The sequence below is a fragment of the Vibrio sp. R12-SW3-ISO1 genome, from assembly GCF_059834005.1.
This window is the reverse complement of the sequence record NZ_JCBDGK010000053.1, coordinates 1-19,847: the sequence shown is the minus strand read 5'-3', so window position 1 is coordinate 19,847 and position 19,847 is coordinate 1. Positions and strand designations below refer to the sequence as shown.

At 50.2% G+C, this 19,847-nt stretch carries 19 protein-coding genes; 8 read left to right on the top strand and 11 right to left on the bottom strand.

Going from position 1 to position 19,847, the window contains the following annotated elements:
- Window positions 1-19 precede the first annotated feature (19 nt).
- On the bottom strand, window positions 20-838 hold the full coding sequence (gene proC, locus AC6R0R_RS18200; protein WP_500627758.1) for a pyrroline-5-carboxylate reductase: 819 nt from the start codon (window positions 836-838) through the stop codon (window positions 20-22).
- Window positions 839-906: 68 nt separating this feature from the next.
- A complete protein-coding gene (locus tag AC6R0R_RS18195; RefSeq protein WP_500627757.1) occupies window positions 907-1,608 on the bottom strand; it encodes a YggS family pyridoxal phosphate-dependent enzyme in 702 nt (233 codons plus the stop codon).
- A 24-nt stretch (window positions 1,609-1,632) separates the two neighbouring features.
- On the opposite strand from AC6R0R_RS18195, the gene AC6R0R_RS18190 reads away from it, so the two are divergent.
- Together AC6R0R_RS18190 and AC6R0R_RS18185 are read left to right on the top strand one after the other, a co-directional pair.
- Complete coding sequence (locus tag AC6R0R_RS18190) at window positions 1,633-2,670, top strand: type IV pilus twitching motility protein PilT (RefSeq protein WP_500627756.1); 1,038 nt, start codon at window positions 1,633-1,635, stop codon at window positions 2,668-2,670.
- A gap of 10 nt (window positions 2,671-2,680) precedes the next feature.
- Complete coding sequence (locus tag AC6R0R_RS18185; protein WP_500627755.1) at window positions 2,681-3,787, top strand: PilT/PilU family type 4a pilus ATPase; 1,107 nt, start codon at window positions 2,681-2,683, stop codon at window positions 3,785-3,787.
- A 69-nt stretch (window positions 3,788-3,856) separates the two neighbouring features.
- Here the strand turns inward: AC6R0R_RS18185 and ruvX are convergent, their stop codons facing one another.
- The 8 genes from ruvX to metK all read right to left on the bottom strand — a co-directional run bounded on the left by ruvX (window position 3,857) and on the right by metK (window position 10,783).
- The gene (ruvX, locus tag AC6R0R_RS18180) at window positions 3,857-4,279 is read right to left on the bottom strand and encodes a Holliday junction resolvase RuvX (RefSeq protein WP_334553512.1); all 423 of its coding nucleotides are present in this window, start codon (window positions 4,277-4,279) and stop codon (window positions 3,857-3,859) included.
- A gap of 95 nt (window positions 4,280-4,374) precedes the next feature.
- Complete coding sequence (locus AC6R0R_RS18175; protein ID WP_334554101.1) at window positions 4,375-4,938, bottom strand: YqgE/AlgH family protein; 564 nt, start codon at window positions 4,936-4,938, stop codon at window positions 4,375-4,377.
- Between the two features lie 77 nt (window positions 4,939-5,015).
- Complete coding sequence (gshB, locus tag AC6R0R_RS18170; RefSeq protein WP_487903653.1) at window positions 5,016-5,966, bottom strand: glutathione synthase; 951 nt, start codon at window positions 5,964-5,966, stop codon at window positions 5,016-5,018.
- Between the two features lie 16 nt (window positions 5,967-5,982).
- The gene (gene rsmE, locus AC6R0R_RS18165) at window positions 5,983-6,714 is read right to left on the bottom strand and encodes a 16S rRNA (uracil(1498)-N(3))-methyltransferase (protein ID WP_500627754.1); all 732 of its coding nucleotides are present in this window, start codon (window positions 6,712-6,714) and stop codon (window positions 5,983-5,985) included.
- Window positions 6,715-6,855: 141 nt separating this feature from the next.
- Window positions 6,856-7,554 carry a deoxyribonuclease I gene (gene endA, locus AC6R0R_RS18160; RefSeq protein WP_500627776.1) on the bottom strand — a complete coding sequence of 233 codons (699 nt, stop codon included), beginning with the start codon at window positions 7,552-7,554 and terminating at the stop codon, window positions 6,856-6,858.
- Between the two features lie 199 nt (window positions 7,555-7,753).
- The gene (locus AC6R0R_RS18155; RefSeq protein WP_500627753.1) at window positions 7,754-8,251 is read right to left on the bottom strand and encodes a SprT family zinc-dependent metalloprotease; all 498 of its coding nucleotides are present in this window, start codon (window positions 8,249-8,251) and stop codon (window positions 7,754-7,756) included.
- Between the two features lie 89 nt (window positions 8,252-8,340).
- Window positions 8,341-9,141: a DUF2189 domain-containing protein gene (locus AC6R0R_RS18150; RefSeq protein ID WP_334568345.1), complete on the bottom strand. Its 801-nt coding sequence runs from the start codon at window positions 9,139-9,141 to the stop codon at window positions 8,341-8,343.
- A gap of 487 nt (window positions 9,142-9,628) precedes the next feature.
- A complete protein-coding gene (gene metK / locus AC6R0R_RS18145; protein ID WP_334553521.1) occupies window positions 9,629-10,783 on the bottom strand; it encodes a methionine adenosyltransferase in 1,155 nt (384 codons plus the stop codon).
- Between the two features lie 358 nt (window positions 10,784-11,141).
- Between metK and tkt the strand changes: the two genes are divergently transcribed.
- From tkt to mscS, 5 genes are all read left to right on the top strand, one after another.
- On the top strand, window positions 11,142-13,136 hold the full coding sequence (gene tkt / locus AC6R0R_RS18140) for a transketolase (RefSeq protein ID WP_500627752.1): 1,995 nt from the start codon (window positions 11,142-11,144) through the stop codon (window positions 13,134-13,136).
- Between the two features lie 169 nt (window positions 13,137-13,305).
- Window positions 13,306-14,352 carry an erythrose-4-phosphate dehydrogenase gene (epd, locus tag AC6R0R_RS18135; protein ID WP_500627751.1) on the top strand — a complete coding sequence of 349 codons (1,047 nt, stop codon included), beginning with the start codon at window positions 13,306-13,308 and terminating at the stop codon, window positions 14,350-14,352.
- Between the two features lie 185 nt (window positions 14,353-14,537).
- The gene (locus AC6R0R_RS18130) at window positions 14,538-15,698 is read left to right on the top strand and encodes a phosphoglycerate kinase (protein WP_500627750.1); all 1,161 of its coding nucleotides are present in this window, start codon (window positions 14,538-14,540) and stop codon (window positions 15,696-15,698) included.
- A gap of 165 nt (window positions 15,699-15,863) precedes the next feature.
- Window positions 15,864-16,940, top strand: a complete 1,077-nt coding sequence (fbaA, locus tag AC6R0R_RS18125) for a class II fructose-bisphosphate aldolase (protein WP_500627749.1) — start codon at window positions 15,864-15,866, stop codon at window positions 16,938-16,940.
- A gap of 173 nt (window positions 16,941-17,113) precedes the next feature.
- Window positions 17,114-17,977, top strand: coding sequence for a small-conductance mechanosensitive channel MscS (mscS, locus tag AC6R0R_RS18120; RefSeq protein ID WP_500627748.1), 864 nt, complete (start codon window positions 17,114-17,116; stop codon window positions 17,975-17,977).
- Between the two features lie 60 nt (window positions 17,978-18,037).
- On the opposite strand, the gene AC6R0R_RS18115 is transcribed toward mscS, so the two are convergent.
- Window positions 18,038-18,664 carry a LysE/ArgO family amino acid transporter gene (locus AC6R0R_RS18115; RefSeq protein ID WP_500627747.1) on the bottom strand — a complete coding sequence of 209 codons (627 nt, stop codon included), beginning with the start codon at window positions 18,662-18,664 and terminating at the stop codon, window positions 18,038-18,040.
- Window positions 18,665-18,773: 109 nt separating this feature from the next.
- Between AC6R0R_RS18115 and AC6R0R_RS18110 the strand changes: the two genes are divergently transcribed.
- Window positions 18,774-19,676, top strand: coding sequence for a LysR family transcriptional regulator ArgP (locus AC6R0R_RS18110; protein WP_500627775.1), 903 nt, complete (start codon window positions 18,774-18,776; stop codon window positions 19,674-19,676).
- Window positions 19,677-19,847 lie beyond the last annotated feature (171 nt).

Below are 19,847 nucleotides of genomic sequence, written 5' to 3'. Positions count from 1 at the left end.
GGGCTGTTAAAACAGAATTTTAAAACAGTGTTTCCATCTCTTTCGCACGGCTGACCGCAGCTTGCATTGCTTTGGCTACTATAGCGGAAAGTTGGTGTTCGTTGAATGTACGCAGCGCTTCTGCGGTAGTACCCCCTTTGGAGGTCACCTGCTCGCGCAGTGTCGACAGTTCAATATCTGGGTTGGCGACCACCATCTCAGCCGCGCCCAATGCCGATTGCTGGACGAGCAATCTGGCGGTCTCTTTGTCAAATCCTTGAGCCATCGCCTCTTGCTGCATCGCTTCCATAAACAGGAAGAAGTACGCCGGCGCGCTGCCTGCGGCGGCAATGATGTTGTTGATGCCGGACTCTTGCTCTACCCAACAGCTGCGGCCCACTGCGCCCATCAGCTGCTCAGCAAAGGCTTTGTTGCTATCACTGACGTTCTCTGGCGCGTAGAGACCGCTCATCCCTTTGCCTAGTTGCGATGGTGTGTTTGGCATAACACGCACCAGTGGCGCCTTTGTGGCGAGCATCTCTTGTAGGCGTTGGCAATGAATGCCTGCGGCAATAGAAATGACCAGTTTGTTGGAAAAGTCGATGCCCTGTAGTGGCTGACAGACCGCTTCCATCATTTGTGGCTTGACCGAAAGAACCACCACATCCGCATCGTTTGCTGCTTGAATATTGTCGCTGGTGGTGTGAATGCCATAGGTCTCTTCCAGTGGTAAGCGGCGCGTGGTTGACGGCGCCGTCGCGGTAATCAGTGATGCTGGGTAACCATCGGCGACAAGGCCAGCAACGATAGCGCGAACCATATTTCCTGCGCCAATAAAGGCAATCTTCTTCTGTTCCATGGCGGAGTGAATCCTTATCTCTGTGTTATTTGGCCCAAGTGTTGGCCCCTGATGGTTGGGAATGGCGCTTAACTACGGGCGCCAAAAATCGCGCTACCGATCCGCACCATAGTGCTGCCTGCTTCAATGGCGGCGTCCATATCCCCGCTCATGCCCATCGATAATGTATCTAAGGTGACGTCGGGCAAACGTTGCGCCAACGACCTCTGCAGCTCAGCCAGTTCAGTGAATGCACCTAGCTGAGCCGCGTAATCGGGTGTACTGGCCGGAATGGACATCAATCCTCTTAAAGTGAGGTTGGGCAGCGTAGAAATCAACTCTGCGAGTGCGAAGATTTCCTCGTCGCTGGCGCCGGATTTGGACGCTTCGCCACTGGTGTTGACTTGAATGAGCACTTGCAGCGGCGCTAGGCCTTCTGGTCGCTGGTCATTAAGGCGCTGCGCTATTTTGGCGCGGTCAACAGTATGTACCCAGGCGAAATTCTCCGCCACGATACGGGTTTTGTTCGATTGAATCGGGCCGATGAAGTGCCACTCCAACTCTAACTCTGGGTGATTTTGGCGAAAGTAATCGACTTTATCCGCCCCTTCTTGGACGTAATTTTCGCCAAACGCACGTTGCCCAACCTGCGCTGCTGCAAAAATATCGGTAACAGGTTTGGTTTTACTTACCGCGAGAAGTTGCACTGAGTCTCGAGGGCGTCCACACTTTTGTAAGGACGCATCAATCTGTGAGGTGATCTGTTCGATGTTTTGTTGAATACTACTCATAGCTAACTTTATTAAGGAATTGAAATGGATATCGCTGAGTTACTGGATTTTAGTGTAAAGCATAATGCCTCAGATCTACATCTTTCTGCTGGGGTTTCTCCAATGATTCGTATTGATGGTGATGTCAGAAAGCTGGGCGTTCCTGCTTTGTCGCACTCTGAGGTGCATCGCTTAGTGTTCGACATCATGAATGATGCTCAGCGCAGCGAATTTGAAGAGCGCCTTGAGGTCGATTTCTCCTTTGAACTCTCCGATGTTGGCCGTTTTAGGGTCAACGCCTTCAATCAAAGCCGTGGCTGTGCGGCGGTCTTTCGTACTATCCCGACTGAGATTCCAAGCCTAGAACAGTTAGAGGCGCCAAAGATTTTCTCCGACATTGCCAATATGGAAAAAGGCCTGGTGTTAGTGACTGGGCCCACTGGCTCGGGTAAATCCACCACATTAGCCGCCATGGTGGACCACATAAATCGTCACCACAATAAGCATATCCTCACCATTGAAGATCCGATTGAATTTGTGCACAGCAACAATAAGTGTTTGATTAACCAACGTGAAGTGCACCGTGATACCCACAGCTTCAACAACGCACTGCGCAGTGCGCTACGTGAAGATCCGGATGTGATTTTGGTTGGTGAGCTGCGTGACCAAGAGACAATCAGCCTTGCTCTCACCGCCGCAGAAACCGGTCACCTGGTGTTTGGTACGCTGCACACCAGTAGCGCCGCGAAAACCATTGACCGGATTATTGATGTGTTCCCGGGGAGCGATAAAGACATGGTGCGCTCTATGCTGTCTGAATCCTTGCGCAGCGTTATCGCCCAAAAACTGCTCAAGCGCCTTGGCGGGGGACGCGTGTCGTGTCATGAAATCATGATGGCGACGCCGGCGATTCGTAACCTTATCCGCGAAGATAAAGTGGCGCAGATGTACTCAGTTATTCAAACGGGCGCGGCGCACGGCATGCAAACCATGGAACAAAATGCCAAGCAGTTGATCATGCAAGGCTTGGTGGATGCCGACGAAGTGGCGAAGAAAATTGAAGTGCAAAGCACGCCATTTTAAGAGGTGACGGATGGACATTACAGCCTGTTTAGAAGAGATGGTGGCGCGAAAAGCGTCGGATCTCTATATCACGGTAGGCGCGCCGCTGTTGTATCGCGTTGATGGTCAGCTTAAAGCGCACGGTGAAACGCTGACTCAACCTGATGTGGATGCGCTCTTGGTCGGCATGATGGATGAAAAACGCCAAGCGGAGTTTGCCCAGACACACGAAGCCAATTTCGCCATTGTGCGAGAGGTGGGGCGCTTTCGTGTCTCGGCGTTTCACCAGCGTGAGTTGCCCGGTGCGGTCATTCGTCGCATTGAAACCAAAATCCCAACGTTTGAGCAGTTAAAGCTGCCAGAGGTGCTGCAAGACCTGGCGATTGCGAAGCGGGGCTTGGTGCTGGTGGTGGGCGCGACGGGCTCGGGTAAATCGACCACGATGGCCGCGATGACGGGTTATCGCAACCAGCATCGCAGCGGGCACATTTTGACGGTCGAAGACCCGATAGAGTTTGTTCATGAACACCAGCGCTGCATTGTGACGCAGCGCGAAGTGGGGCTCGACACCGAGAGCTATGAAGTGGCGCTGAAAAACTCATTGCGCCAAGCGCCGGATATGATTCTGATTGGTGAGATCCGCAGTCGTGAGACGATGGAATACGCCATGACCTTCGCTGAAACGGGCCATTTGTGTATGGCCACACTGCACGCCAACAACGCCAACCAAGCGCTAGAGCGGATCTTACATCTGGTGCCGAAAGAGCAAAAAGAGCAGTTCTTGTTTGACCTGTCGATGAACCTGCGCGGTGTGATCGCTCAGCAGTTGATTCGCGATAAAAACGGCCAAGGACGTCACGGCGTGTTTGAAATTCTACTCAACAGCCCACGTGTTTCGGATCTGATTCGTCGCGGCGATTTGCATGAGCTAAAAAGCACCATGGCCAAATCCAACCAAGTGGGCATGCAGACCTTTGACCAAGCACTGTATCAACTGGTGGTGGAAGACAAGATCAACGAAGAGGATGCCTTGCACAGTGCTGATTCCGCCAATGATTTGCGTATCATGCTGAAAACCAATCGCCAAGAAGGCTTTGGCGGTGGGGCGTTGGATAACGTTAAGATTGATATGGATTAGAGTTCCTAGTGGCGAGTTCCTAGTTCCTAGAGGGAGGGCGTTTGATAGAACTCGCTTTAGGAATTGGGGTTATTGGTATTGGGCTTCAAACCAACTTTCTAGAATGATCACGGCGGATTGGCAGTCAACGTTGCCTTTGGTGAGCGCTTTGTAGCCGCCCATCGAGAACAGCTCGGAACGGGCTTCGGTGGTCGAGAGGCGTTCATCGTGCAGCTCTACCGGTAGGCCAAATCGGCCATGGAGGCGGTTGGCGAATTTTTTGGCTCGCGGCGTGATGCTTTCGAGATCTTTGCCGTGCAGGTCGGTCGGCAGCCCTACCACCAACAGATTCGGTTGCCACTCGGCAATCTGCTTTCCTATCTCATCCCAATTGGGAATGCCGTCTTTGGCTTTAAACGCTTTTAGTGGTGAGGCGGTGCCAGTAATTTCTTGGCCAATGGCGCTGCCAATGCTTTTGGTGCCGTAGTCGAAGGCCATGATGGTTTTAGACATAAGGGTTCTGCTTAGTGAAATTAGATTCGTGAAATTAGAGTGAATCAGCGGCGAGGGATTATCGCCGCTTATCGTTTTAGCGCAACACGGAATGGTTACGCATGACCGACGTCGTTGGACAGCTGTGCGACGTCAATGCCGAGCATCTGCACCGCTTTTTGCCAGCGATCGGCAATCGGGGTATCAAAGATGACCGACGGGTCGGCTTCAATGGTTAGCCATGAATTCTCTGATAGCTCCGACTCTAGCTGACCCGCCTCCCAACCGGAATACCCCAGTGCGACCAAGTAGCGATTAGGCTCTGCCTCGGTGCCGAGCACACTCAAAATGTCTTTTGAGGTGGTGACACTGATTTCACTGGTCATCTGAATGCTGGATTCATACGTGTCTTTAGGGCGATGAAGGATAAAACCTCGGTCTTCAGATACAGGCCCGCCATTAAGGACCGGTTTTTCCAGACTGTCGGTATTGAGCTGCGGATGAACGGGCTGCACATCGACGCGTTCGAGCATTTTTCCAATGGTGATATCAATAGGCGCATTGATCATGAGGCCCATAGCGCCCTCTTCGTTGTGCTCACACACATAGATGACACTGCGCTTAAAGTAGGGATCTTTCATCCCCGGCATGGCAACGAGAAAATGGTTGGTTAAATTCATCATGACTCCACCTTAAATTGAGCGGCACTCACAGCGCGAATACCGCTCAAGAGCTGGGTTATCCCATCACCGATAGATTATTTCTGCTCAATGCGACGTTCAATCGCATCCATCAGCTTGCCGGTAATGGAGATATCAAATGCGGCTTCGATTTCACGAATACACGTTGGGCTGGTAACGTTAATCTCAGTCAGTTTGTCGCCGATGACGTCAAGGCCAACAAAAATCAGCCCCTTTTCTTTAAGTGTAGGCGCTACAGCGAGAGCGATCTGTTTATCTGTCTCACTCAGTGGTCTTGCTTCGCCACGTCCGCCTGCGGCTAGGTTACCGCGAGTCTCTCCTTTGGCAGGAATACGCGCTAAGCAGTAGGGCATCGGTTCGCCATCCACCACCAAAATACGCTTGTCACCATTGCTAATATCTGGGACGAAAGTTTGCGCCATCGCGTAGTGTTGACCATGGTTAGTCAAGGTTTCGATGATCACGGAAACGTTAGGATCGTTCTCTTTTACACGGAAGATCGACGCGCCGCCCATGCCATCCAATGGTTTTAAAATCACGTCGCCATGTTGCTCACGGAAGGCTTTGATCTTGTCTGCGCTGCGAGTCACCAAGGTGGTTGGCGTCAGCTCTGGGAACCACGCGGTAAATAGTTTTTCATTGCAGTCGCGCAAGCTTTGCGGCTTGTTGACGATCAAGGTGCCTTTTTCTTCGGCGCGCTCAAGGATGTATGTGGCGTAGATGTATTCGGTATCAAATGGGGGATCTTTACGCATCAATACCGCATCAAGCTCTGACAGCTCAATGGTCTGCTCAGACTTAAACTGATACCAGCCGCTTGGATCTTCTTTCAGCTCCACCACTTTGGTGTCCGCAATCGCGACGCCCTGTTCTAGGTGAAGATCCTTCATCTCCATGTAGTGAATTTCGTAGCCGCGGCGCTGCGCTTCCAGCATCATGGCAAAGCTAGAGTCTTTTTTGATGTTGATGGACGAAATCGGGTCCATCACGATGCCGAGTTTGATCATGGATAGTGTTCTCCGTTTAGCCAAGATCGCCAAAGCGAACTTGTAGGGCGGTAATAGCGGTAAGGGCTGCGGTTTCGGTACGTAGCACGCGAGGACCGAGCAGCGTCTCTTCAAATTGGTATTGCTGCGTCATATCGATTTCATCGTTAGAAAGGCCGCCTTCAGGGCCAATCAACAAACGCACTTTTTCTACCGGAGTCGGTAGGGTGTTGATTGAGTATTTGGCGCGCGGATGCAAATTGAGCTTCAAGCCACCGAATTGCTCTTGGCACCACGCTTCGAGCGACATAATCGGGCGAATGGTAGGAACGGTATTCCGGCCGCATTGTTCACAGGCGCTGATAGCAATTTTTTGCCATTGAGCGAGCTTTTTCTCAAAACGTTTGGGGTCGAGTTTGACGCCACAGCGCTCAGAGATAAGGGGCGTAATGGTATTGACGCCAAGCTCAACGGATTTTTGAATCGTGAACTCCATTTTATCTCCGCGTGAGATCACTTGACCTAAGTGCAGATCCAGCGGTGACTCGCAGCTTTGCTCAACGCGGTCTAACACCTCGACGTCGACGTTTTTCTTTCCTACAGCGGTAATGGTGGCAGGGAATTGTGCGCCGCTGCCATCAAACAACAGCACCTGTTGACCCTCTTTCATGCGCAGCACTCGGCCGACGTGTCCGGCGGCATCGTCACTGAGGGCGAGAGGCCCAAGCTGGTGGATGGTCTCTGGGTGATAGAGTCGTGGCATGCGCATTGCGTTGGTTTCCTGCAAATCCAAAAGTTATCCCACTAACATGGATGCCTTTGAGCGAAAAAACAAGGGGCTAGCGTGAGATAAAGCGTGCTGAGAAGTCGAGTGCCTAGTTCCTAGTTTCTAGTTCCCAGAGCTAGGTGGTTATGGGGTTGCTTGGCATGCCTCAACCACAAACGGGTTGTGATTGCCTTGCACTTTAGCGATGCGTTTGTCACGTTCACACTCCCAGGCGTCAGCGGGGTAGGTTTTATTCCATGCATTCATTAGCTTGGTTTGCTTGTTTGAGAGTTTAAATCCGTACTCTTTACTCATGTAGAGATAGGTGCGAGCAATGGAGCCGCGGGCTCGATCGGGCGGCATCACCTCTCGCTGTTTGAAGTTGACCTGCATCTCACAGCGCCCATAGCTCACCCCTTGAACCCCATTCCACTGGCTAAAGTTGTAATTTGAACGATCGCCGTTGACCTCACCAATCGCTGGGGTCAAGTTATGCAAATCGGCTTCCATCGAGCGAAATTGCTGATCGTTTTTAGTGCAGTATTTACGCCCACCTTGTTGCCAGCATTGGCGCTGATGACCAAATTGCCAAGCAGGCACCACATGCTCCCACTCAATGCGAGAGGCTCGGCGCTCTTGCTTACGCACCTGATAGCCGCACGAGTTAAGATCCGGCGTGCCTTTGCGCCCTTGCCACTCAATATTGCAGCCACAGTAAAAGCTGGTGGGGTGATCGGCGTAGATCTTGACCGCCTCTTTCTTTGCTTTGGAAAAAGAGGACGGCGGCGCTGCGTGCGCGAAAGAGAAAGCAGAAGAGAGCGTCACCGCTAGCAGCGAGCTCATCACAGTAAACCAAACGGGCAGTCGAGACATAATGAAACCTGAGTGAGCGTTAAAGCATGAAAAAAGTATTATTTTTCACAGTCTAGCACGCAAAAAGGTAGGATTTTAGTGATGATGTTATTTGTTACGCTGTACGAGATCGCGCCACAGGGTGTGATTTAGTGGGGATAGATAGCTGGCAGGGATGGAGTGCGGGTGATTACGACAACTGTTTGCCAGAAAATACCAGTGTCTGCTGACACTGTTGGCAGCGATAGCTTGCCTGTTTGCGCTGCACTTTATTGTGGCGTCGAATAGAGAGCGGGTAGTCACGACACGCACAACGGTATTCAAAGGTTTTACCCTGAACAGAGGTGACAGCAAAGCTGTGGGTGGTGTTGGCTTTGACACCGAACACTGACTCCATGACCCCTTGCCACTCTTTGCCGTGCGGGCGAACGCGACCATAAACTTGATAGGTGACAAGGTGGGCCACTTCATGGGGGATCACTTCTTGGAGAAACGCCGCTTGATTCTCCGCAAACAACACCGGATTGAGGCGGATTTCATTGAGTTGCAGGTACGCTTTTCCTGCCGCTTTGCCGCGCAGCTTAAACGAGAGCGTTGGCATAGGAAACGGCCGGCCGAACGCCTGGCGGGCTTGCTCGATGCATTGTGCGATCACTCGCTGAGTTGAATAGGTGAGGGTCAAATCCACAGGTGACTCATCTTCGCTGGCAGAGATACAGGATAAAAAACGCCCCGAGAGAGCTCGGGGCGTTCACTATACCTCAAATAGGCCACATGTTAAGGGTGATGGCGTTTCTTAATCACCTCATGATACGCGTGCCAAGTGGCGTAGCCGAGTATCGGCATCGTAAAGAGCATCCCGATACCATAAGTGGCAAAGCCAATTAAGATTCCGCCACAAATGATCGCAGCCCAGACGATCATGGCACCAATATTGGATTTAACGGCGTTAAAGCTACTGAATACGCCAGTCATCATATCCACGCGTCGCTCCATCATCAGCGGAATGGCAAACGCTGAGATACTGAACACAACACACGCCAGCACTAAACCCACTAATGAGCCGATGATCAAGAAGGGGAGAAAGTCGCTCAACGGCGCCCCTTGTACTGAAGGGTAAAGTGCATGCAACAGCGCCGCGATACGCATCCAAAAAATCATACACACCGCAAGCAGCACGGCAAACGCCCATTGTGAGGTGGAGTTGCGCCCGATGGCTTTCATCGAGTGAAGCAAACTGGGTTTATGTCCGCGCTCTCGCTCCCAGCTTGCGTCATACAAACCGAGCGCTAAAAAAGGCCCAATGAGCATATAGACGACCAGACTGGGCATCACCACAAGGTGGGTGCCTTGCCACTGGACGAGGAGAACAATGCCGATGGCCGCCGCCATAAAGCATAAGCCGTAGAAAGCGCTAATCAGCGGCATGCGAACAAAGTCGTGCAAGCCGAGCGCGAGCCAATGAAATGGGGCAGAGATACTGACCTGATTACACGGTATGGTGCGCGCGTATTCGTGGTCGCTGACTTCCTTATGTTTTTGCTCTTTGAAGTCATGTGGGTTAACCGTACGAGGCATAACTCCTCCTTGATCAATCTCGATTCTCATCCTCTTCTTTGCCTTTTGAGTGGTGGCCGAGAAAAGGGGTTGTTACGTATTTGTAAACAGAAGACGTTTTTAAACGCAAGCCGTTCGCAAACACGAGAGAGTGCTGACCCGATTCGCTGATGTGCTCCTAGACGCTGACGTTAAAGGGTGTGAACTCTCAGTTTCATGTTGATGCCGTGATCTGAACACAAGCTTTGCGCGTGTTACTCGGCGCAGAGGGGATGGCAGTCACGTCTGGTTTTATACGTAAAGACGTCATCCTTGGATGCGTTTATTTAACATATTGTTAACTATTGACCTCAATGGCGTAAATTACAACCTGGGAGGTTAAATTTTGTTCAATGATGGGTGGGGGGATGCGAGGTCGGGGTGAGCAAAGCGAGCGAGGAGGCTAGATGGCAGGCAAAAGAAAGGGCTTTTGGCGAACCAAAAGCCCTGAAATAGTGTGGCTCAGTGATTACTTGAGACCAGCGAAGTCACGCAGTTCTGCGGCTTTATCCGTCGCTTCCCAAGGGAACTCTTCACGACCGAAGTGGCCGTAAGCGGCGGTCTTCTTGTAGATCGGCTGAAGTAGGTTCAGCATCTCTTGCAGGCCGTATGGACGTAGATCGAAGAACTGACGTACCGCCTCAATGATGATGTCGTGCGAGACTTTCTCAGTACCGAACGTTTCCACCATGATAGACGTTGGATCCGCAACACCGATTGCGTAAGACAATTGGATTTCACAGCGATCTGCCATACCCGCTGCGACGATGTTTTTCGCCACGTAGCGTGCTGCGTAAGCGGCACTACGGTCTACTTTCGATGGATCTTTACCAGAGAATGCACCACCACCGTGACGCGCTGCGCCGCCGTAGGTATCAACGATGATCTTACGACCGGTCAAACCACAGTCGCCCATTGGGCCACCGATAACAAAACGACCGGTTGGGTTGATGAAGAAGTTAGTGTCTTTGTTGAGCCACTCAGCTGGTAGAACAGGTTTGATGATCTCTTCCATTACCGCTTCGCGCAGATCCGGCGTTGAGATAGAGTCACAGTGCTGAGTTGACAGTACGACCGCATCGATACCAACGATCTTACCTTCGTTGTACTGGAACGTAACCTGAGATTTTGCATCTGGACGCAACCATGGCAGTGTGCCGTTCTTACGTACTTCCGCTTGCTTTTGCACTAGGCGGTGTGAGTAAGTGATAGGCGCTGGCATGAGGACTTCAGTCTCGTTACATGCGTAACCAAACATGATGCCTTGGTCACCGGCACCTTGCTCTTTTGGATCCGCTTTGTCGACACCTTGGTTGATGTCTGGAGACTGTTTACCGATGGTGTTTAGCACTGCACACGAATCCGCGTCAAAGCCCATGTCAGAGTGAACGTAGCCAATTTCACGTACGGTTTGGCGCGTTAACTCTTCGATGTCTACCCATGCAGAAGTGGTGATTTCACCGCCGACCATGACCATACCGGTCTTGACGTAGGTTTCACACGCTACGCGAGCTTTTGGATCTTGCTCGAGGATCGCATCGAGAACCGCATCTGAGATTTGGTCTGCAATTTTATCTGGATGACCTTCTGATACGGATTCAGAAGTAAACAGGTGCTTAGCCATGAGAGCTCCATTTAATCTGTTGGATGGGCGTCATTGCTCGCCCAGCACAAAAATAATGTTAAATTATGTAGGTGTATCTACATCTAGACGTCTATTTTAGTTTTGCGTGCTCGAATTACAAGTTATTTTTGTGATTTAAGTAGAGTAAAAACGCGTATTTTTCTCAATCCGCCGCGTGAGGTAAAGAGCAATCGTTTGCATCAAGCAGTAACGAAAACCGGCGGTCTTCGAGAAATTTGCAATAAATATCGTAGATCTGGCGTTGATTAGACAGTAATCGATTGCACCCGCGCAGATGCTCTGCGAGAATTATCGCCCACATTAGTTATCAATTCGCTTAATGCATTCAGGAGCAGACATGTCTTCTCGTAAACACTTGGCCAATGCAATTCGTGCACTTAGCATGGATGGTGTTCAACAAGCTAATTCCGGTCACCCAGGCGCACCGATGGGGATGGCGGATATCGCCGAAGTTCTTTGGCGTTCACACTTAAACCACAACCCAGCGAACCCAGAATGGGCAAACCGCGACCGTTTTGTGCTATCAAACGGCCACGGCTCAATGCTGATTTACTCTTTGCTGCACCTAAGTGGTTACGAGCTGTCTATTGACGATCTGAAAAACTTCCGTCAGCTTCATTCAAAAACGCCGGGCCACCCAGAATATGGTTATGCACCGGGCGTAGAAACCACTACTGGTCCTCTTGGCCAAGGTATCACTAACGCAGTGGGCATGGCGCTGGCAGAGAAAGCATTAGCGGCGCAGTTCAATAAAGAAGGCCATGACATCATCGACCACTTCACCTACGTATTCATGGGTGATGGCTGTTTGATGGAAGGGATCTCTCACGAAGCATGTTCACTAGCGGGCACTCTGGGCCTTGGCAAGCTGATCGCTTTTTGGGATGACAATGGCATCTCGATTGATGGTGAAGTGGAAGGTTGGTTCTCTGACGATACACCAAAACGCTTTGAAGCTTACGGTTGGCATGTTATTCCAGCTGTCGATGGCCATGATGCTGAGGCGATCAACGCCGCCATCACTGCCGCGAAAGTGGACCCTCGCCCTACTCTAATTTGTACTAAGACCATCATCGGTTTTGGTTCACCAAACAAAGCGGGCTCTCACGATTGTCACGGCGCGCCACTAGGTGCAGACGAAATCAAAGCTGCGCGTGAGTTCCTAGGTTGGGAGCACCCAGCATTTGAGATTCCAGCAGACGTATATGAGCAGTGGGATGCGAAAACCGCAGGCGCAGCATCTGAAGCGGCGTGGAACGCTCAGTTTGAGGCTTACGCAGCGGCGTACCCAACAGAAGCGGCGGAGCTGAAACGTCGTCTCAACGGTGAGCTTCCTGCGCAATGGGAAGAGAAAGCGAATCAAATCATTGCTGATCTGCAAGCCAACCCAGCGAACATTGCCTCGCGCAAAGCGTCTCAAAATGCGCTTGAAGCGTTCGGTAAAATGCTGCCTGAATTTATGGGCGGTTCGGCGGACCTTGCGCCATCCAACTTGACCATGTGGTCGGGCTCAAAATCACTGGAAGCAGACGATTTCTCAGGTAACTACATTCACTACGGTGTACGTGAGTTCGGTATGACGGCCATCATGAATGGTATTGCGCTGCATGGCGGTTTTGTCCCTTACGGTGCGACCTTCTTGATGTTTATGGAGTACGCCCGTAACGCGATGCGTATGGCCGCTCTGATGAAAATTCAGAACATCCAAGTGTACACGCATGACTCGATTGGTCTGGGTGAAGATGGCCCAACGCACCAACCCGTTGAGCAAATGGCGTCACTTCGCCTAACGCCAAACATGAGCACATGGCGTCCATGTGACCAAGTGGAATCCGCGGTCGCTTGGAAATTGGCGATTGAGCGTAAAGATGGCCCAACGTCTCTGATTTTCTCTCGTCAAAACCTCGCGCAGCAAGCGCGTGACGCTGAGCAAGTGGCTAACATCGCTAAGGGTGGTTACATCCTAAAAGATTGCGCGGGCAAGCCAGAGCTTATCCTTATCGCCACCGGTTCTGAAGTGGAACTGGCTGTTGAAGCGGCGGCGCAGCTAACCGCTGAAGGCAAGCAAGTACGCGTGGTGTCTATGCCATCGACGGACGCGTTCGATAAGCAAGACGCAGCGTACCGTGAATCCGTACTGCCAGCTGACGTAACAGCACGTATCGCTATCGAAGCGGGTATTGCGGACTTCTGGTACAAGTATGTCGGCTTTGGCGGCAAGATCATCGGTATGACAACCTTCGGTGAATCAGCGCCTGCTGGAGAACTGTTCAAGCTGTTTGGCTTCACGACAGAAAACGTTGTGAACACAGCGAAGGAACTGCTTGCTTAATTGTGGCGATGTAGTTTGAAGGAAACCGAGTCGTGAGTGGCTCGGTTTTTTTTATTTAGTTCCTAGTTCCTAGTGCCTAGAAATAGGCGGTTTCGGGGATTGGAACTCGCATCTGGGCACGGGCTCAGTTACTATCTGTGACACGAAAATCAGGTGGGGTGAAGAAAGGATGCTTAAAATTGCGATCAATGGATTTGGACGTATCGGTCGTAATGTGTTGCGCGCGGTTTACGAGAGCGGCAAACATCAGCAGATCAAAGTGGTCGCGGTCAACGAGTTGGCACAGCCTGATGCGATGGCGCACTTACTGCAATACGATACGAGCCACGGTCGTTTTGGCAAAAAAATCACGCATGACCAAGAGCATATCTATATTCATCACGGCGTCGTGGAGAGTGGCGACTTTGATTCGATTCGGATTTTGCACCTAAACGACATTGAGCTACTGCCTTGGCGCGATCTTGAGGTCGATATGGTGCTCGACTGCACCGGTGTCTATGGCTCGCAAGCCGATGGCCAAGCGCACATCAAAGCCGGCGCTAAAAAAGTGCTTTTCTCCCACCCGGGCGCCAGTGATATCGACAACACCATCATCTATGGCGTGAACCATGAAACATTAACCGCAGAGCATCGCGTCGTTTCTAACGGTTCGTGTACGACCAACTGTATTGTCCCTATCATCAAAGCGTTGGACGATGCTTTTGGTATCGATTCTGGCACGATCACCACCATTCACTCCTCAATGAATGATCAGCAGGTGATTGATGCGTATCACAGCGATTTGCGTCGTACTCGAGCCGCCAGCCAATCCATCATTCCAGTCGATACGAAATTGCACAAAGGGATTGAAAGAATCTTCCCGAAATTTTCCAACAAATTCGAAGCCATATCCGTGCGCGTTCCCACGGTAAACGTCACTGCGATGGATTTAAGTGTCACAATTAATACGAATGTGAAAGTTAATGACGTAAATCAAACCATTGTTAACGCATCTCAGTGTACATTACACGGCATTGTTGACTATACTGAAGCGCCGCTCGTATCGATTGACTTTAATCACGATCCCCACAGTGCCATTGTTGATGGTTCCCAGACTCGCGTGAGTAATGGGCACCTGGTCAAAATGTTGGTTTGGTGTGATAACGAATGGGGCTTTGCGAACCGCATGCTGGATACTGCGCTCGCAATGCAGGCCGCTTCAGAACAAGCTGGGTAGTGCCGTTTAGCGGCCATTTTTACCTAGATTGGAAGCGCCGAAAGGCGAAGGAGTAATATTTATTTTTACCCTTGAAATAAATATTGATAATCTCCATATCAAAACCAGTTTGAAGAATTAATAGGCTTGGCAGGATTGCCGAGTGACTGAAAACTTTATTTTTTGAATAGTTGAGAGGACAAACCATGTCTGTAATCAAGATGACTGACCTGGATCTAGCAGGTAAACGTGTATTCATCCGTGCTGACCTAAACGTGCCAGTAAAAGACGGCAAAGTAACTTCTGATGCGCGTATCCTCGCGTCTCTACCAACAATCAAGCACTGCCTAGAAGCAGGCGCGAAAGTGATGGTTACTTCTCACCTAGGTCGCCCAACAGAGGGTGAATACGCGGAAGAGTTCTCTCTACAACCTGTCGTAAACTACCTAAATGATGCACTTGACTGCGAAGTGAAGCTAGCGAAAGACTACCTAAACGGTCTAGAGCTGAACGCGGGCGAGCTTGTTGTTCTAGAAAACGTTCGTTTCAACGTTGGCGAGAAGAAAAACGACGAAGCACTGTCTAAGCAGTACGCTGCACTTTGTGACATCTTCGTAATGGACGCATTCGGTACGGCTCACCGTGCACAAGCATCAACTCACGGTGTGGGTATGCACGCTGACGTTGCGTGTGCAGGTCCTCTACTTGCGAACGAGCTAGAAGCGCTAGGTAAAGCAATGGACAAGCCTGCGCGTCCAATGGTTGCTATCGTTGGTGGTTCAAAAGTGTCTACCAAGCTGACTGTGCTTGAGTCTCTATCTAAAATCGCTGACCAACTGGTTGTCGGTGGCGGTATTGCTAACACCTTCATCGCAGCGGCTGGCCACAACGTAGGTAAATCTCTATACGAGGCAGACCTAGTCGACACAGCGAAAAAGCTAATGGAAGAGTGCGCGATTCCAGTGGCGACTGACGTTGCTTGTGCAAAAGCATTTGATGAGAACGCAGAAGCGGAAATCAAAGACGTATCTCAAGTTCAAGACGACGACATGATTTTCGACCTAGGTCCAAACTCTACCGCGCAATTGGCTGAGATTCTGAAGAACGCGAAAACCATCCTTTGGAACGGCCCTGTGGGCGTATTCGAATTCAAGAACTTCGAAGCGGGCACAAAAGGTATCTCTGAAGCGATCGCAGCGTCTGAAGGTTTCTCTGTTGCAGGCGGTGGTGACACGCTAGCGGCGATCGACAAGTTCGGTATCAAAGCAGATGTGTCTTACATCTCAACGGGCGGCGGTGCGTTCCTTGAGTTTGTAGAAGGCAAAGTCCTTCCAGCGGTTGAAATGCTAGAAGCACGCGCTAAGTAATTGATAGAAAGCGGGGGAGTCTCTCTCCCGCTTTCTTGTTTGCGGCACATCACATTTTTGCTAGAATAGCGCAAGTTGTGAGCAAACGTTTGCAAGAATTTAAACTGAAAAGTTTTATTTTTATAACGACCATTTTTAAAAATGACAGCTAATAGGATTAAATCCATGTCTAAGATCTTCGATTTCGTAAAACCAGGTGTTATCTCTGGCGATGACGTTCAGAAAGTGTTTGAAGTTGCAAAGGAAAACAACTTCGCTCTACCAGCAGTGAACGTAGTAAACACAGACTCAATCAACGGCGTTCTAGAAGCAGCAGCAAAAGTAAAAGCGCCTGTTGTGGTTCAGTTCTCTAACGGCGGTGCCGGTTTCTTTGCGGGTAAAGGTCTAAAACTTGAAGGTCAAGACGCACAAGTGCTTGGCGCAGTTGCTGGCGCGAAATACGTTCACGCTGTTGCAGAATCTTACGGTGTGCCTGTTATTCTTCATACTGACCACGCAGCGAAAAAACTGCTTCCTTGGATCGACGGTCTACTAGACGCGGGTGAAGAGTTCTTCGCTCAAACTGGCAAGCCACTTTTCTCTTCTCACATGATTGACCTTTCTGAAGAGTCTCTAGAAGAGAACATCGAGATCTCTGCAAAATACCTAGCTCGCATGGCGAAAATGGGTATGACTCTAGAAATCGAACTAGGCTGTACTGGTGGTGAAGAAGACGGCGTTGACAACTCACACATGGACGCATCTGAGCTGTACACTTCTCCAGAAGACGTGGCTTACGCTTACGAGAAATTGGTGGCAATCAGCCCTCGTTTCACTATCGCAGCGTCTTTCGGTAACGTACACGGCGTTTACAAGCCAGGTAACGTTGTACTGACTCCAACTATCCTACGTGACTCTCAAGCGTACTGTGCTGAGAAGTTTGGTATTGCACCTAACGCACTAAACTTCGTATTCCACGGTGGTTCTGGTTCAACTGAAGCAGAAATCCAAGAGTCAATCAGCTACGGTGTCATCAAAATGAACATCGATACTGATACTCAGTGGGCAACATGGGACGGTATTCGTAAGTACGAAGCGGAAAATCACGATTACCTACAAGGTCAAATCGGTAACCCAACTGGCGAAGATGCGCCAAACAAGAAGTACTACGATCCACGCGTATGGCTACGTGCTGGTCAAGCTTCAATGGTTGCTCGTCTAGAGAAAGCATTTGCTGACCTAAACGCGGTTGATGTTCTGTAATTCAGCCCGTCACTTTGATTGATAAGAAGCCGCTCATCGAGCGGCTTTTTTTGTGTCCGCTTTTTAATACAAATGAATATAAATTGTTATAAACTCTGGCGAAATACCATGGCTTTGCGTAATCTGTAAGCTACAACTATTCAACTAAGTCACTTTAATAGAGGAAAGAGAGTATGGCAGAAGAATCAACAGGGATTGAAACGCCAATCATCGACAGCTTGTCTCACGCCGAATCTTGGCTAAATAACAATTCAGATTTACTGATTCAGTATGGTGTGAACATCATTTCTGCGATCGCTATACTGTTTATTGGTAACATCATTGTTAAAAGCATTGCTAACAGCATCTCTAAAGTTTTAGAGAAGAAGCAGATGGATAAAGCGGTCGTCGACTTTATTCATGGTCTGGTTCGCTACCTACTCTTTGTGATTGTTTTGATTGCCGCGCTTGGCCGAATTGGTGTTCAAACGGCGTCTGTGGTTGCGGTTATCGGTGCGGCCGGTCTTGCGGTTGGTTTAGCGTTGCAAGGCTCGCTGTCTAACTTCGCAGCGGGTGTGTTGATTGTCGCGTTTCGTCCTTTCAAATCCGGTGATTATGTTGAGATTGCCGGTGTGGCAGGCAGCGTTGATTCCATCCAAATCTTCCAAACGGTGCTGAAAACGCCTGACAACAAAATGGTCGTGGTGCCAAACGCTGGCGTTATCGGCGGTGCGATCACCAACTACTCTCGTCATGAAACGCGACGTGTTGATCTCGTGATTGGCGTTTCCTACAAGGCAGATCTTAAGCAGACCAAGCAAGTGATCCGTGAAACGTTGGAAAAAGATCCGCGTATCTTGAAAAATCCAGATATCACGATTGGTGTTCTCGCTTTGGCGGATTCTTCGGTGAACTTTGTGGTTCGTCCTTGGGTGAAAACGGCGGACTACTGGGGGGTTTACTTCGACGCCATGCAAAACATTAAAGAAGCGTTGGATGCGGCGGGTATTGAGATTCCATTCCCACAAATGGACGTGCATCTCAACAAAGTCGACTAATACGATTGAACGACGTAAAGCGAAAAGCGAGGCCCTTGAGCCTCGCTTTGTTTTATCCACTCATCCCCAGCCTTGCAGCAAGTGCTTGGCGAGCATGCCCGCGATGACCCACATCATGGTACCGACCAGAAAATCAATCACTTGTTTTACTCTAGGTTTGGATAAGGTGGGCGCCAATTTAGCGGCGCCAATCGACAGCCCGTAAAACCACACAAAGGACGCCAAGATAGTACCGATGGCGAAAGAGAGTCGCTCCTGACCTTCGAATTGGCCGCCGATGGATCCCAAAATAACCACGGTATCGAGATAAAGGTGCGGATTGAATACGGTGACGGCGAGCGCGCCTAAAATGACCGCTTTACGACCGCGCGATAGCTCACTGCTTTGTAGCCCTTCGCTGTGGGAGGCCAGCGCACTTTTCAGAGAAAGAAACCCATAGTAGCCGAGAAACAGAATGCCGCCGATGGTCACTAAAGTCAGTAAGGTCTCATTTTGTGACAGAATCGCCCCGCCGCCAAAAATACCGACAGAGATAAACAGCATGTCGAGAAAGCTGCAGATCGTCGCCGTAGTCAGGTGGTGTTGACGTTTGATGCCTTGATTCAGTACGTAAGCATTTTGCGCGCCAATGGGGATAATCATACTGGCCCCTAAGCCAAACCCTTGCAGCATTAACCAGAAACTCACGATAACCTCTCTTTTTGTTCATGATAGGCGCCCACAATAATCAGAATTAAGATATAAATACAATTAATGATTTTAATTGATTATTAGTAATGCTTATGAGGATGGTGCGATGAAAGGGCTGGATTATCGTTGGATTGAAGCGCTGGATAGCGTGATCAAAACCGGTGGCTTTGATAAAGCGGCCAATGCGCTGTATGTCACCCAGTCTGCGGTTTCACAGCGAATCAAACAACTTGAGCGATTCGTGGCGCAGCCCGTCTTGGTTCGTGACCAGCCACCAAGGCCTACTCCCCTTGGTCAAAAGCTGCTCGGTTTCTATCAGCGCATTCAATTGCTGGAACAAGAGTTGATTCCGGAAATTAGCAATCAGCAGCCTTTGCAAATCCGTCAGATCTCGATTGCGACCAACGCCGATAGTTTGGCCACCTGGCTACTACCGGCGTTGAGCCCGGTACTGAAAAAGCACCCGCTCGAGATGAGGTTTGAAGTCGATAGAGAGGGCCGTACACTAAATAAACTCAAGCAAGGTGAGGTGGTGGGGGCGATCAGTATGGCAAGCCAAGCCCTCAGTGGTTGCGTGGCCCGCTATTTGGGTCGGATGGATTACATTTGCGTGGCCACGCCGCAGTTTCGCGAGCGTTTTTTTCCAAAAGGATTGACCAAAGAGGCGCTCTCGATAGCCCCTGCGGTCTCGTTTGATCAACACGATCCATTGCATCGAGATTTTCTTAAGCAACATGGCATTGATATTGATCGAGGGATCAACCACTGGGTCTCGAGCTCTGAGGCGTTCGTCAATATGGCGCTTAACCATTGCGCTTACTGTTTGATCCCCACCATACAGATCGAAAAGGAGCTTGAGCAGGGCACTTTGGTCGATTTGCTTCCCGGGTATTGTCTCTCCTTTGAGATGTATTGGCACCACTGGCAACTCGAAACAGGCCTGATGAAAGAAGTCAGCGAAGCGATTCTCAGTTATGCGCAGCAGCACCTGATCCAGCCGAGTCGTTAATTCTTTGTCAGTTTTCTCTTGTCTCACTTGGTGAAGAAATCAACGTTTTCTATTATGTATGAAATACCTAACATACGGATCGCTTTATGACCAACCCAACTCGAATGTCTGCTGTGCGTGTTCAATGTCGCTGGCTCGCTTTGCTGGCGTGTGTGGCCAGCGCGCCGAGTT

Excerpts from the sequence above, each read along its gene's own strand:
- proC (WP_500627758.1), bottom strand. The coding sequence starts at position 838 with ATGGAACAGAAGAAGATTGCCTTTATTGGCGCAGGAAATATGGTTCGC.
- AC6R0R_RS18195 (WP_500627757.1), bottom strand. The coding sequence starts at position 1,608 with ATGAGTAGTATTCAACAAAACATCGAACAGATCACCTCACAGATTGAT.
- AC6R0R_RS18190 (WP_500627756.1), top strand. The coding sequence starts at position 1,633 with ATGGATATCGCTGAGTTACTGGATTTTAGTGTAAAGCATAATGCCTCA.
- AC6R0R_RS18185 (WP_500627755.1), top strand. The coding sequence starts at position 2,681 with ATGGACATTACAGCCTGTTTAGAAGAGATGGTGGCGCGAAAAGCGTCG.
- ruvX (WP_334553512.1), bottom strand. The coding sequence starts at position 4,279 with ATGTCTAAAACCATCATGGCCTTCGACTACGGCACCAAAAGCATTGGC.
- AC6R0R_RS18175 (WP_334554101.1), bottom strand. The coding sequence starts at position 4,938 with ATGAATTTAACCAACCATTTTCTCGTTGCCATGCCGGGGATGAAAGAT.
- gshB (WP_487903653.1), bottom strand. The coding sequence starts at position 5,966 with ATGATCAAACTCGGCATCGTGATGGACCCGATTTCGTCCATCAACATC.
- rsmE (WP_500627754.1), bottom strand. The coding sequence starts at position 6,714 with ATGCGCATGCCACGACTCTATCACCCAGAGACCATCCACCAGCTTGGG.
- endA (WP_500627776.1), bottom strand. The coding sequence starts at position 7,554 with ATGAGCTCGCTGCTAGCGGTGACGCTCTCTTCTGCTTTCTCTTTCGCG.
- AC6R0R_RS18150 (WP_334568345.1), bottom strand. The coding sequence starts at position 9,141 with ATGCCTCGTACGGTTAACCCACATGACTTCAAAGAGCAAAAACATAAG.
- metK (WP_334553521.1), bottom strand. The coding sequence starts at position 10,783 with ATGGCTAAGCACCTGTTTACTTCTGAATCCGTATCAGAAGGTCATCCA.
- tkt (WP_500627752.1), top strand. The coding sequence starts at position 11,142 with ATGTCTTCTCGTAAACACTTGGCCAATGCAATTCGTGCACTTAGCATG.
- epd (WP_500627751.1), top strand. The coding sequence starts at position 13,306 with ATGCTTAAAATTGCGATCAATGGATTTGGACGTATCGGTCGTAATGTG.
- AC6R0R_RS18130 (WP_500627750.1), top strand. The coding sequence starts at position 14,538 with ATGTCTGTAATCAAGATGACTGACCTGGATCTAGCAGGTAAACGTGTA.
- fbaA (WP_500627749.1), top strand. The coding sequence starts at position 15,864 with ATGTCTAAGATCTTCGATTTCGTAAAACCAGGTGTTATCTCTGGCGAT.
- mscS (WP_500627748.1), top strand. The coding sequence starts at position 17,114 with ATGGCAGAAGAATCAACAGGGATTGAAACGCCAATCATCGACAGCTTG.
- AC6R0R_RS18110 (WP_500627775.1), top strand. The coding sequence starts at position 18,774 with ATGAAAGGGCTGGATTATCGTTGGATTGAAGCGCTGGATAGCGTGATC.